Origin of the sequence: Natronorubrum sp. A-ect3 (assembly GCF_041821125.1) — an archaeon.
Taxonomy (GTDB): Archaea; Halobacteriota; Halobacteria; order Halobacteriales; family Natrialbaceae; genus Natronorubrum; species Natronorubrum bangense.
In genome coordinates, this window is record NZ_JBGUBB010000002.1 from 891,636 (window position 1) to 904,550 (window position 12,915).

Consider the following 12,915-nt stretch of genomic DNA (forward strand, 5'->3'; position numbering starts at 1 on the left):
GTGATCTTTTGCTCACCCCGAGAGGTCGTTCAGACATGACCGATCCAGCGGACGACGATGCTGCAACGGAACAGCTCACCTACGCCGACACCGGCGTCGACATCGAAGCCAGCGAAGACGCGACTGCAGCGCTGCTCGAGGCCTTTGGCAGCGATCTAACGACCGAGTACGCGGGCCTGCTCGACATCGGCGATCGCTATCTCGCCCTCGCGACTGATGGCGTCGGCACGAAGCTCATGGTCGCCGAAGCCATCGAAGACTTCTCGACGATCGGCATCGACTGCATCGCGATGAACGTCAACGACCTCGTCGCCGCGGGCGTCGAACCCGTTGCGTTCGTTGATTACCTCGCGATCGACGAACCCGACGACGACCTCACCAACGAGATCGGCGAAGGGCTCGCCGTCGGCCTTGAGGAATCCGGCATGACGCTCCTCGGTGGCGAGACGGCCGTCATGCCCGACGTCATTACGGGCTTCGACCTCGCTGGCACCTGTGCCGGCCTCGCCGGCAAAGACGAGATTCTCGAGGGAGAGGCACAGGTCGGTGACGTCCTCGTCGGCTTTGCCTCGAATGGCATCCACTCGAACGGGCTCACGCTCGCTCGCGAGGCAGTCACGCGCGACCACGAGTACACCGACGCGTTCCCCCACGACGACGAGCGGACGATCGGCGAGGAACTGCTCCGACCGACGCGGCTCTACACGTCTCTGCTCGAGCCAATGCGTGAACACGGTGTTCGTGCGGCGGCCCACATCACGGGTGGTGGCTGGACGAACCTGCTCCGGATGGGCGACTACGAGTACGTGATCGAGGATCCGTTCCCGGCCCAGCCGGTCTTCGAGTTCGTGCAGGCTGAAGGGAAGGTGACGGACGAGGAGATGCACCGAACGTTCAACATGGGCACTGGCTTTGTCGTCGCCGTTCCCGAAGACCGTGCCGAGGCGCTCGTCGCCGACACCGACGGGCAGATCATCGGCCACGTCGAAGCGGGCAACTCGGTCGAGATCCGCGGGCTCTCGCTGAGCTAAGCCTGCGCATACGACGATCGGATAAAACCGTTTCCGGCGCTGGCGAGGCCCAGTTATGTCCAGCTGCAACCGAAACGGGCCGTTCGTCCCCGCTATCGAATTGTCTCTTCTTCGACACCCTCGTACTCGAGGATACCGCAAACGCAGTCACAACAGCCAGTGCGACGAACACAGCAGCGAGGGGAGAGACAGCAAGAAGCCGCGGAGTGCGCTGCCGTTCTCGCTTAGAGGTGCGGTCAACCGTCAAGCGACCGTATGACTGCTGTCAGGAGTCATCTCCAGTCTGTGAAAGTGTAAAAGCAGTTGGAACGGACTCGAGACGCCGATCCTCACTTCGGACGGACTGCTGTCCGTCAGTTCCGACGCGACCGCGTGCAGCCTTGCGATTGTGCTGGGAAAGCGGGACGGCAGACCGTGTTAGACCGCCTGGACGGGTGTCTCGGTGAGACGGATGACCCGGTCGGTGACGCTCCCGAGTGGCGTTGTCCGGTCGTTGGTCGCTCCCCGCCGGCCCATCACGATCAGGTCGGCGTCGTTTCGTTCCGCATGGGTCGTAATCTTCTCCCACGGAAGCCCTCGGCAACACTCACAATCGACCTCGAGGCCGAGTTCATCGGCACGTGCTTTGATCTCGTTGAGCATCTCGGTGGCGTCGTCCTCGATTTTTTCGTGTTCGGCCTCGACGCTTCCAAGCGCCGGCGGTCGTCCGTGGCGACGTTCATCGACGACGTAGAGACATACGACTTTTGCGTCGTACTGGTCGGCGAGGTTGAGGCCCTGTTCGACACCACGGGCTGCCTGTTCGCTGCCGTCGGTCGGAATGAGGATTGTATCGTACACCATTGATCACCTACATAGTAGTTAGTGACATCACATAGTAAAACTACTACCAGTTCTCATCTCATAGAAACAAGAATCTAGGCTCACGCCACCACTTCCGACGGACTCGCAGGCCACCGTGGGACAGAGTGCCACTCGAGGGGCGCATTTTCTCAACCCGACGCTTCGGTGGTGTCAGTCGCTGCGCGGGTCGTCTCGTACTCATCGTCGCTGTATGCGATCACACGCACGTCCTCGAGTGACGCTGGCTCGTATGCGTCGATCGTTTCGCCGATAATCTCGGCACCGTCGGCGAGGTCGAAGCCGGCGACGCCACAGCCAAGCGCTGGGATCACGAGCGATTGACAGCCGAGTTCGTCAGCTGTCTCGAGCGTGTTCTGGGTCGCATCGCGGATGCTCTCAGCGGTCGCCTGGCCGTCGCCGTAGTGAGGCATTGCAGCCGCATGGATGACGTAGTCGGCGTCGAGGTCGTAAGCGTCGGTGACCGCGACTGCACCGAGTTCGATCGGTCCGTTCTCCATGGCCTCCTCGTTGATCTCGTCGCCTGCGCGCCGCCGAAGTGCGCCAGCAACACCAGACCCCATCCGGAGACTCGTGCCGGCGGCGTTGACGAGGACATCAGCTGACTGTGCAGCGATATCTCCCTGAATGACGTCGAACTGCATACGTGGGGGTACGAGAGCGATCGATTTCAAGCTGGGCCGTGAAATCGTCTGCGCGTCGGTCCCACCGGGAAGTTAGGCCAACCAAAACCTTTTTAGATTTAGGCTCGCCTAACTCCTCCTAATGGACGCACCCGTCCGCAGAGAAGATACCGAATCCGACGAGACAGCCGAGGAGCCGACGGCGATCGTGACCAGTCACGAAACCCGACCCGGCAAAGTCGTCTTTACCGAACGCGACAACACTGACGGCTGGATCGCAGCCGATTGCGTTGTCGACCTCGAGCGCTGAGCCGTTTCATCAATCGAGAACAGCTACTCGACGCGTGAGACTCCCTACAGCGGACGGTTTCTGGCGCTGGTGGAACGCCTGTGGATCCGTGTTCGATTTGCCGTTCGGTCAGTGACTGCATTCACGTGCAACGTTCTCGAATCGCGCATCCAAACGAGAGTCCCGTCGTCTGTGGATTCATGCGATGAGAGTGTCGTAGAATAGTTCTCGCATACCCACACCTGTGACGACCCACCAACAGTACAAACAGCGTGCAATATCCAGAGCAAGCAGTTACCGACGCACCGCCGATCTGTCCGAAATACGCCCTGTTGAATATGGAGGGGCTATACACCATTTTTAGTGTAGGAGTTCCTCAATACAAACCTGATGGCAGTTCATCCGTCTCGGGCTGAAACATTCTCGACAATTGTTATTATCGTTCTCACCATCTTCTCGAGTATCCTCGGTCTCTTTCGGGATGGACACTATGCAGACGCCACAGACCATCTCGCACGTATTTATGCACAAGACGCTGTCTTGGTCGTCATCGGCGTTCCGGTGCTCGCCATTGGACTCTGGTTTGCCATACGTGGCTCTCCCCGGGGGCGAATTGTCTGGCTTGGATCGCTTACGTTCATGACGTACATGTGGACACACTACGCGTTCGTCATCGCGTACAACGATTTCTTTCTTGGATACGTCGCATTGTTCGGAGTCTCTATTTTCACGCTGATCAGCGGCCTCGTACGAACTGACCCGATGATATTCTTCGAGCAGTTGCACGACACTGTCTCGACGTGGATTTATGTGGGCTTCCTTGGTGTTTCGGCTGCAGGACTAGCGTTCATGTGGCTGTTCGACATCGTTCCGGCACTTCTCACTGGGGAGCTTCCCTCTGCAATCGCACAACTCGGACCGGAAGCTTCCCATACCTACGTCATCGACCTCGGTATTCTCGTCCCTTGCCTTGCAATCGCTGCTGTCTGGCTGTGGCAACAACGCCCGTGGGGATACGTCCTTACCGGTGTGTTGCTTGTGTTTGCCGCACTCGTTGCACCAGCCCTCACTGCAATTACGGCCATCGATCTGATGGGAGGTGTGGAGATATCGGTGCCAATTCTCGTTGGGACGATACTCCCACCGCTTATCGGACTGGTTTTTGCAGGCTCATTCCTCAGCAAGTTGAACTCAGAGGCTTACATGTGACATCTGCCAACCTGTAGCGGCTGATTCGGTAATCCGACCGAAATAAAACCCGTGCGAGATGCGCGCTATGGATTCAGCACGGTCGCTGAATCCGATCACTCATAACGCATTTCAACAGAGCCTAAGCACTACCCATTCAGCACGATTTTCCGAATTGATCACCGAACAAGGGTTTCAATCGGTCTGTTGCTACGACCCCTAAACCTACTGTACAGTTGTTTCGATAGCTTCCAGTTCATTTTTCCGGAATGACGACGGTGCCGCCTTCGGATTATTCTCCTCTAAAGCGCCGGTTTTCCACAAGATTCCGGCCCGCATTTCCGCTTTCGGAGGCAGACGCCCGCTCGTATCAATCTCATACTCCACCGCATCACAAATTGCGGCCAAGTCCTCTTTCGTGAACGCTGCCGATCCCTCTCGCTCAAATCGCCCGACAGCGACTCTGATTTCATTTCGGAGTTCATCAACGGTTTGTGCCATACCTGTCACGACACGCACCTGCGTTGTCTTTGTTCCGGTCAAACTCTGTTACAAACGATAGCCACGGAACCAGATAGAACGTTCAGCCGTTGTTAAATCAAAGCGACAGCTGTGAGTCGAGTCTCCGCTGGCACGTCTCTCCAAATCACGGAAAAACAACCCGTGAGCGGTCGCCGTCTGACTCGTTACTTCGTGGCCTCTTCGAGCACCAGCGTGTCGTCTTCGAGGTAGTGCTCGAAGTGGTGGCCGTCTTCCTCGAGTGTCACGAGGATCTCACGCAGGATTTCGACGGTGGCGTAGTCGCCGAGGTTTTCGGCGAGTTCGATGCTGTTGCGCATCGACTCGATGATGTCGCCGTACATCTCGAGGTCGTTTTCGAACATCGTGCGGACATCGTAGACGTCCTCGCCCTCGAACTCAACGGTCGCTCGTCGCTCCTGAGCGGTCGGCCCGGAGACGGGGACGCCGCCGAGAGCCTGCGTGCGCTCTGCGATGATGTCTGCGCCTTCCTCGACGTGTTCGTAAGCCTCTTCGAGGAACTCGTGAAGCGGCAGGAACTCTGCCCCCTCGACGACCCAGTGGTGCTTTTTGAGCTGGTGATACAGCACGTATGCGTTTGCTAGTTCCGTGTTCAGCGCATCGACGATCTGTTCGGCTTTCTCCTGCTCGAGTCGAAGGCTGTTCTCTTCGACGGAGTCGGCCTGTTGGCGGACGGTCTTCTGGGTGCTCATCGTACGTTATCGATACACTCGCATTACACTTAAACGTTATCCATGACAGAATAATTTTTCTGTATACAGAAACTGCCCTTCGTAGCTAAGAATACTATGTTGCTCATTGTGTAAGGGAAACGGGTTTCGGAGTGGCAGTATACACTCGTTTGTATTTTTTCAAGTATGAGTAAACATTTTTAGTATGGAGGTCCAAGGAGTGAGTATGGCAACGAGAGTCGCACAGCGGAGAGAGCGGATCTACGTCGATGGGGAGTGGCTCGAAACCGAGAGTGTCATCTCAGTCTCGGACCTCGCAGACGGCGGTTCCTTCGCACAGGTCGCCGCCGCGGATCCAGCCACGGCACATGCTGCACTCAAGGCGGCCCACGAGATCAAACCGGAACTGCGCGAGACGACAGTCGTCGAGCGTGCGAAGTGGTGTGAGACGATCGCGGAGGGCCTTCGCGAGCGCGAAGAGGAACTCGCAGAGATCATCGTTCGCGAGGCTGGCAAGCCGATCTCGTCGGCCCGCGGCGAGGTCGAACAGGCTGCGACGCGGTTTGACCGTGCAGCCGAAGAGGCGCGCAACATCGTCAGCAAAGGCGAGTATCGCGAAGGCTCGACCGAGGGCCACGAGGGCTGGCAAGCGATCGTCAAACACGAGCCGATCGGTGCAGTGCTCTGTATCACGCCGTATAATTACCCGCTGGCGACGACGGCATTACAGGTTGCCCCTGCACTTGCCGCTGGGAACAGCGTCCTGCTCAAGCCCGCGAGCAAGACGCCCATCTCGGCAGCGGTCCTCGCCGACGTCATCGCCGACGTCGACGGCATTCCGGACGGCGCGTTCAACTTCGTCCCCGGCGAGGCAAGCGAGATTGGTGATCTCCTCTCGGGCGATGACCGCATCAACGCGATCGCCATGACCGGCTCTTCGGGTGCCGGCAAACACGTCGCCCGCGAAAGCGGCATGGTCAACCTGCATATGGAACTCGGCGGCAACGCCCCCGCGATCGTCTTCGACGACGCCGACCTCGCCGACGTCGCAGGCAACTGCGCGAAGGGATCGTTCAAGTACGCCGGGCAGCGTTGCTCAGCCATCTCGCGCGTGCTCGCTCACGAGGACGTCCACGACGAACTCGTCGATCTAATCGACGGGCAGATGGACGCCTGGCAAGCCGGCGATCTCTTCGACGAGGACACCGCGCTCGGCCCGCTTATCTCCGAAGACCAGGCCGACTGGGTCGAGGAACTCGTCGAGGACGCCGTCGAGAAAGGCGCCGAAATCGTCCGTGGTGGCGAACGCCGCGCCCCCGAGGGTGTCCCGGACGATCTCGGAGATCAGTTCTTCGAGCCGACGCTGCTCGCGAACGTCCCACACGACGCCCGCATCGTCGACGAAGAGCAGTTCGGCCCCGTTGCTGCCATCACGACGTTCGCGGACGAGGACGAAGCCCTCGAGATCGCCAACGGCTCCGACCTCGCACTCGACGCGGCAGTCTTTACGAGCGACTACAAGCGTGCGATGCGGCTAGCCAACCGTATCGACGCGGGCGCGGTCCGGATCAACGGCGCACCAAGCCACGGGCTTGGCGACGTCCCCTTCGGCGGCAACAAAGACTCCGGCATCGGCCGCGAAGGGCTCGACGCTTCGATCCACGAGATGATGCGAAAGAAGAGCATCGTCCTGTAACCGCCCCCACTCGAACCCGCTCTCCCCGTTGGACGCGCGGCTTTGCACCTCCGCTCTCTCGAGGAGCGACCAGCTCTCTCCATCGTGCTGTTCGTTGCATGGTGCTGCCCATGCCGATGACCTATAGTAGCCACTGAAAGTCAATGTACACCTGATCGCACGATGGCTGTGCGATCAGTGTTAAATCGTTGCAGTTGTTACTATACCCGTCCGTGACGTCGTGACTGCGCTGACATCGAACGAGACGATACACAGCAAACAGACACTCAGCGCTTCTGTCACTGATTCTTACAATCCCGTGTCGCATAGCACGACCGATGAGTAGGGAATCCGAGGTTCTGTCGAGCGGTCTCACAAGCCGATTCCGTGGAAGGGGACAACGACGAAGCCACAAGCACCGCGAGGGCGACATTTGGGTTCGAGCGACGAAATGAGAACCGCGGCTGGGGCAGACTCGAGTACGTCGGCGGCGGACGAGGACGAACCGGATGTGCTGACGCGTGAGAATCTGGGGCTGCTGGTGGGGCCGCTCGCCTTCGTGATCGTCTACGTGGGAACGCCGTTTGCCATTCCGAGTGACGCGAACGCGGTGTTAGCCGGGACGCTCTGGATCGCGATCTGGTGGATGACGGAAGCAGTCCCGATCCCGGTGACGAGTCTGCTTCCGGTCGCGTTGTTTCCGCTCACTGACGTTGGGACCGTCGCGGATGCCACCACGCCGTATGCTGACCCGATCATCTTCTTGCTCCTCGGTGGGTTCCTGCTTGCGCTCGCTATCGAGTACTGGGATCTCCATCGGCGTATCGCACTGACGATCGTGAATCTCGTCGGTGCTAGCCCCGGACGGTTGCTGTTCGGTTTCATGCTTGCAACGGCCGTGCTCTCGATGTGGATCTCGAACACGGCGACGGCCATGATGATGGTCCCGATCGGGACGGCAGTTGTTACGCAGTACGTCACGATACAGGAGCCGGACGGGGGCGGGCAGGCGGAAACAGCGGACGACGACACAACAGCCGAGCACCGCGACAACCCGAATCAGGAGGCGACGATGGCGACAGCAGAGTCGGTCCCAGATCCCGAGGACCTCCCCCGATCACGGTTCGGGATCGCGTTGCTGCTCGGTATCGCCTACGGCGCCTCGATCGGCGGGGCAGCGACGATCATCGGCAGTCCACCCAACGCCGTCTTCGCTGGCGTGGCCGGCGCGAGTCTCGGCGTTGACATCGGGTTTTTCGACTGGATGCTGTTTGCGCTCCCCGCTTCGGCGATCCTTCTAGTGGCGACCTGGTATCTGTTGCTGGTGTTGCTCCGGCCAGAACGCGTCCCCGAATCCGGGATCGAGGACGTCGTCCAGGCCGAACTCGAGGCGATGGGAGCACTCGGACGCGGCGAGCGCCGCGTTCTGTCCGTCTTCGCGATCGTCGCTGGCGGCTGGATCCTTCGGCCGTTCCTCCTGGAACCGATCGTGCCGGCACTGACCGACGAGACGATTGCCATCATCGGGGCGATCCTGTTATTCGTCGTTCCAGTCAATCTTCGGGAACGGGAGTTCTTGCTCGAGTGGGAGGCGGTTGCAGATCTTCCGTGGGGAGTCCTGTTACTGCTCGGTGCCGGGTTTTCGATCGCGAACGCGTTCCAGCTGAGTGGCCTTGACGAACTGATCGCCAACGCGTTAGCCGTCTTCGCCGACGTGCGGCTGATCGTGTTGCTGCTCATCATCGCAGGGGTCGTCGTCTTTCTGACCGAGATCAACTCGAATACGGCGACCGCAACGGTGTTCATACCGATCATGATCGGACTCGGCGCAACGCTCGGGATCGACCCACTCGGGCTAATGGCGCTCACTGCGCTTTCGGCGTCGTTCGCGTTCATGCTCCCGGTCGCGACACCACCGAACGCGATCGTGTTCGGAGCCGGCTACTTGACCATCCCGGATATGGTGCGAATCGGGATCTGGCTGAATCTCTTGGGAATCGGCGTCACCGCACTGCTGACCTTTCTCTGGTTTCCGTTCGTGTTCGGCTAGGCGTCTCTGGAATCGCCGAAGAACGATCGAATGCGACGTGCTGTCCGTAGATTCGTCCGGACCGCTGTCAGTCATGCCGGTGCACCCGCGACCCGACCGGGAGGTTGGGACCGCAGACCGTATCAAGACGGCTCAGTCGAGTTCAAGTGGGTCGATCCTCGCCCGCCCGCTCGAGCCAGACAGTCTTCATCTGGCTTGACTCCTCGAGTCCCTCTTCATCGGTTTCCCGGCCGAGACGGGAGGATAACCACCCTGCCGACACGGGGGCCGTCGAGTCGACGCTCGAGGGTATCGAAAAGCCGTAATCGAGAGTCGGGGCGAAAAAGCAACACGGGTGTTGCAAGCCGACGGCCTATTTTGGTTCGGTCCCCTTCGTTTTCTATGTCCAGCGACCTTCGGGGCGGCCTTTCGTTCGGGAAGACGGTCGTCGATGGGATTCAGGAGAGGAACGTCCCGTTCATGGCTGCGAGCATCGCCTACCAGGCGTTTATTTCGCTGATTCCGTTGCTCGTGCTCGTCTTTTTTCTCGTCACACTCGTTCCCGACGAGGAGTTCGCGACGCAAGTTACCGAGACGACAGCGGGCTTTCTCCCTGAGAGCGGCCAGTTGCTTGTCGAAGAATCGCTCGAGGATTCGCCTGCAACAGCGGGCTCGACGATAATCGGGGTCATCGTTCTCGTCTGGGGGTCGCTGAAGATATTTAGAGGACTGGATACCGCCTTCTCGGAGATTTACGGGACGACCGGCAAGAACTCCTTCGTTGAACAGCTCCGTGACGCGTTGCTCGTCTTCGGTGCACTCGGCGGCGCGCTGATCGCGGCAGCCGGCATGGGTATCGTGTTCGCGTTCCTGCCGAACATCCCCGGCTTCGGCGTGTTGCAGTCGCTCCTGCTCGTCGTCGTCCTCACGGCCGCGTTCTATCCGATGTACTACTACTTTCCCGACGCCGAAGGGATCTCCAAACGCGAGGTCATCCCCGGTGTCGTCGTCGCAGCCGTCGGTTGGATGGCACTGCAGTCGCTCTTTCGCGTCTACGTCGCGTTCGCCGCCGACGAGGGAGGCGGAGCAGTCGGAGCCATCCTCCTGTTGTTGACGTGGCTGTACTTCGGCGGCCTGATCCTGCTCGCGGGGGCGGTCGTCAACGCGGTTGGGACCGGGTATCTCGAGCCCACCGACGATGCCGAGGCGGACGACGATTCGATCGCCAACACCGACCGTGACGCGTTCGTCGACGACCGGACGCGGGAACGTGAGCGTCTCACCGAGCGTGCCGACAGGCTCGAGCGTGAACGCGATAAACTCCAACTCGACCTGCACGCCCAGCGCGAACGCCGCTATCAGCTCGAGGACCGAGTGACGGCTCTGGAGGAGACCGCTAGCACACTCGAGGCCGAAAACGAGCGGTTGCAGAACGAACTCGAGGCCCAGACGCGACAGGAACCGGCGTGGCGACAGTTCGTGCAAGCGGTGCTCAATCGCGTACAGACGTTCAAGATCGCAGTTATCAAACGAAACTGACGGTGCTCTCGATGGAGGTGGCCTCGAGGGGGAGTCAGTGCGCCCGGTGACGGAGCCGGGACAGCTTAGTAACTCCCGCCCGGACGCACAGTCGTGTCGCGCCCGGTACGAGACGCTCGACGACGGATCGAAAACGAACATCCCGAGATCATCGAGGGAATCTCTCACTGTGCAGATCACGTCGCCGAGCCCTGGGACACTGCCCGGACCACCGATAGCGATGCGGTTTCCAAACGGCTTCGGTCGACACTCGAGGCGACGGGCCTGCTCGAGCAGCTGCCACTGGTGCTCGCCGACGTCGTCGCGGCGATGGGGTATGAGTTGCGCGCCCAGCCAGTCCCAGCGCCGCCGTACGTCGTCGTCACGAGTCGCGGCCCGATACTGCGAGCGACGATCGAACCGGGGCGGCTCGTCGTTCGGTTCGACGCCTTCGAGGTCGTCCGTGATGACGACCTCGAGCAGCCGCCGGCGTATCGACGACGAGATGGCATCTACCTCGACATCTCGCTCGAATGAGACGGATCGTTACAGTGGGTTGCCCGTGATCGCTCGGATGGGGGAGCCATCAGCGGTCACGAATTACAACGAATCGTCTGAACCCTTTTGCCGTCGCGGGCAAAACGTGCGCTCGATGCATCCACGCGCAACGACCTTCGTCGAACGGGCTCGAGCCGAGTGCGGGTTCGAGCCCGCGGTCGAGGAGTTTCCTGACGGGACGAAGACGGCGACCGATGCGGCCGACGCAGTCGGCTGTGCGGTCGGCCAGATCGCCAGCTCCCTAGTCTTCGACGTCGCCGGCTCGCTGGTCGTCTCGGTCACCAGCGGCGCGAACCGGGTCGACGAGGCCGCGCTCGCCGAGGCGGTCGACGCCGCCCCCGACGACGTCTCGATGGCCGACCCTGACCGGATTCGCGACCAACTCGGCTGGTCGATCGGTGGCGTCCCACCGTTCTGTTACGAGCGCACCGTTCCGGTCGTCGTCGACGAGACGCTGCTCGAGTTCGAGACGGTCTGGACAGCGGCGGGAACGCCACAGGCCGTCTTTCCGATCGATCCGGACCGACTCCTCGAGTACGCGGACGCGACGCCGGCTGCGGTCGCGGAGTAGTTCCCGCCGCGGATCACGGAACGGAGCGTGGTCAAATAGTAAGACGGTCCAGACTGATCGCAAATCATACTAACTAATCAGGTATCGTTGCTTCCAGTTAATAGAATCGTCACCTTCATTACTAACTGGTCAAAAGAGTGTGATGGTGATTATACGTGAGTGACAAACCCCGATACGCATCCCGACGGAAGCTGCTTGCGGCGACCGGTTCGCTGACCGCGCTCGGACTCGCTGGCTGTCTCGGCGACGAAGAGGGTGACGAGCCCGAACCCGACGACGACGACGACGACCACGACGACGACCACGATCACGATCACGATCACGACGACGAGGTCGCCGACGAGTACTTCGACGAGCTCGGCGTCGCCGACGAAGGATTCACCATCCTCGACCGGGCACACGACCCCCACGAGGAGGCCGCGTACGTCCACGGCGACCACTGGCACGGCTCCCTCCCGTCGATTCCGGTCGACGACAACGTCTCGATCGGTGCCGAGGTCGAACTCGAGGACGGCGACGAACTCGAACTCGGCGACGAGTACGAACTTCGCGTTGCCGTGGCTCCCGACCAGCCCGAGGACGTCGTCGGCATCGACGAGGACGACTACCACGGCGATCACGTCCACATCCACGGTGAGCAAGAGGGCATCACCGAGGTCGTCTTCATCATCTGGCACGACGACCACGCTGACTACCAGAGTCCGCCGATCACGGCTCAGGTCGTCGAGGAGGACGACGATCACGACGACGAGTACGTCAGCGAGTTCCAGCTCCTCGACCGCGCGCACGACCCACACGAGGAGATCTCCTACGTCCACGACGACCACTGGCACGGCGAGGACGACTTCCCGACGATCCCGGTCGGCGACAACGTCTCGATCGGCGCCGAACTCGAGGACGCCGACGGCGACGAGATCGTTCTCGGCTCCGAGTACGAACTCGGCGTCGAACTCGCCGACGACGCCGAGGAGGGCATCGTCGAGATCGACGAGGACGAAGACTACCACGGCGACCACGTCCACATCCACGGCGAGTCCGCCGGGGAAACCGAGGTCGTCTTCACGCTCATCCACGACGATCACGTCGACTACGAGACGCCGGCGCTCACCGTCACTGTCGGCGACGACTGAGGCGGATCGCTGGCGGTTGGTTCCGGCGTGACCACGACCACGATCACGACGACGACACGTTCGCGTTCTTCAGCGACGTTGTCGGTTCGATTGAGGTCTCCGACGGCCACGTCGAGTACGAAACGGATGACGTCGACGAATGTGATGAGATCGAGGAGTACGCTATCGTCGAACTCCACGACGGGCGTGCAGTGCCCCGACTCACCGGCGAGTAACGCTCTGTCGATCTTC

At 60.6% G+C, this 12,915-nt stretch carries 15 protein-coding genes; 10 read left to right on the forward strand and 5 right to left on the reverse strand.

The genetic code is table 11. The annotated features are described in order from the left end of the window. Window positions 1-35: 35 nt before the first annotated feature. Entirely contained in the window at window positions 36-1,031 is a 996-nt protein-coding gene (purM, locus tag ACERJA_RS11125) for a phosphoribosylformylglycinamidine cyclo-ligase (RefSeq protein ID WP_373608248.1), read from the forward strand. A gap of 417 nt (window positions 1,032-1,448) precedes the next feature. Here purM and ACERJA_RS11130 read toward each other — a convergent pair whose 3' ends face one another. Both ACERJA_RS11130 and ACERJA_RS11135 read right to left on the reverse strand, forming a co-directional pair. Next, window positions 1,449-1,871, reverse strand: coding sequence for a universal stress protein (locus ACERJA_RS11130; protein ID WP_373608480.1), 423 nt, complete (start codon window positions 1,869-1,871; stop codon window positions 1,449-1,451). A 152-nt stretch (window positions 1,872-2,023) separates the two neighbouring features. Then, complete coding sequence (locus tag ACERJA_RS11135) at window positions 2,024-2,536, reverse strand: macro domain-containing protein (RefSeq protein ID WP_373608250.1); 513 nt, start codon at window positions 2,534-2,536, stop codon at window positions 2,024-2,026. Between the two features lie 121 nt (window positions 2,537-2,657). Here ACERJA_RS11135 and ACERJA_RS11140 point away from each other — a divergent pair, with 121 nt between their 5' ends. Continuing rightward, a complete protein-coding gene (locus tag ACERJA_RS11140; protein WP_006064548.1) occupies window positions 2,658-2,825 on the forward strand; it encodes a hypothetical protein in 168 nt (55 codons plus the stop codon). A gap of 369 nt (window positions 2,826-3,194) precedes the next feature. Continuing rightward, window positions 3,195-4,013, forward strand: a complete 819-nt coding sequence (locus ACERJA_RS11145) for a hypothetical protein (RefSeq protein ID WP_373608251.1) — start codon at window positions 3,195-3,197, stop codon at window positions 4,011-4,013. Between the two features lie 204 nt (window positions 4,014-4,217). Here the strand turns inward: ACERJA_RS11145 and ACERJA_RS11150 are convergent, their stop codons facing one another. Then, window positions 4,218-4,493, reverse strand: a complete 276-nt coding sequence (locus tag ACERJA_RS11150; RefSeq protein ID WP_373608252.1) for a hypothetical protein — start codon at window positions 4,491-4,493, stop codon at window positions 4,218-4,220. 185 nt (window positions 4,494-4,678) lie between these two features. Further along, entirely contained in the window at window positions 4,679-5,224 is a 546-nt protein-coding gene (gene dpsA, locus ACERJA_RS11155) for a DNA starvation/stationary phase protection protein DpsA (RefSeq protein ID WP_373608253.1), read from the reverse strand. Window positions 5,225-5,429: 205 nt separating this feature from the next. Here dpsA and ACERJA_RS11160 point away from each other — a divergent pair, with 205 nt between their 5' ends. From ACERJA_RS11160 to ACERJA_RS11190, 7 genes are all read left to right on the forward strand, one after another. Next, the gene (locus ACERJA_RS11160; RefSeq protein ID WP_373608254.1) at window positions 5,430-6,899 is read left to right on the forward strand and encodes an aldehyde dehydrogenase; all 1,470 of its coding nucleotides are present in this window, start codon (window positions 5,430-5,432) and stop codon (window positions 6,897-6,899) included. A gap of 430 nt (window positions 6,900-7,329) precedes the next feature. Further along, window positions 7,330-8,928 (forward strand): DASS family sodium-coupled anion symporter, encoded by a 1,599-nt coding sequence (locus tag ACERJA_RS11165; protein WP_373608255.1) that lies wholly within the window; start codon window positions 7,330-7,332, stop codon window positions 8,926-8,928. Between the two features lie 146 nt (window positions 8,929-9,074). After that, window positions 9,075-9,233 (forward strand): hypothetical protein, encoded by a 159-nt coding sequence (locus ACERJA_RS11170; protein WP_373608256.1) that lies wholly within the window; start codon window positions 9,075-9,077, stop codon window positions 9,231-9,233. A gap of 76 nt (window positions 9,234-9,309) precedes the next feature. Further along, the gene (locus ACERJA_RS11175; RefSeq protein WP_373608257.1) at window positions 9,310-10,446 is read left to right on the forward strand and encodes a YhjD/YihY/BrkB family envelope integrity protein; all 1,137 of its coding nucleotides are present in this window, start codon (window positions 9,310-9,312) and stop codon (window positions 10,444-10,446) included. Between the two features lie 93 nt (window positions 10,447-10,539). Further along, a complete protein-coding gene (locus tag ACERJA_RS11180; RefSeq protein WP_373608258.1) occupies window positions 10,540-10,962 on the forward strand; it encodes a hypothetical protein in 423 nt (140 codons plus the stop codon). A gap of 115 nt (window positions 10,963-11,077) precedes the next feature. After that, window positions 11,078-11,554 (forward strand): YbaK/EbsC family protein, encoded by a 477-nt coding sequence (locus tag ACERJA_RS11185; RefSeq protein ID WP_373608259.1) that lies wholly within the window; start codon window positions 11,078-11,080, stop codon window positions 11,552-11,554. A 155-nt stretch (window positions 11,555-11,709) separates the two neighbouring features. Then, the gene (locus tag ACERJA_RS11190) at window positions 11,710-12,684 is read left to right on the forward strand and encodes a hypothetical protein (protein ID WP_373608260.1); all 975 of its coding nucleotides are present in this window, start codon (window positions 11,710-11,712) and stop codon (window positions 12,682-12,684) included. On the opposite strand, the gene ACERJA_RS11195 is transcribed toward ACERJA_RS11190, so the two are convergent. Continuing rightward, window positions 12,642-12,863: a hypothetical protein gene (locus ACERJA_RS11195; protein WP_373608261.1), complete on the reverse strand. Its 222-nt coding sequence runs from the start codon at window positions 12,861-12,863 to the stop codon at window positions 12,642-12,644. The genes ACERJA_RS11190 and ACERJA_RS11195 overlap by 43 nt on opposite strands. Window positions 12,864-12,915: the final 52 nt, after the last annotated feature.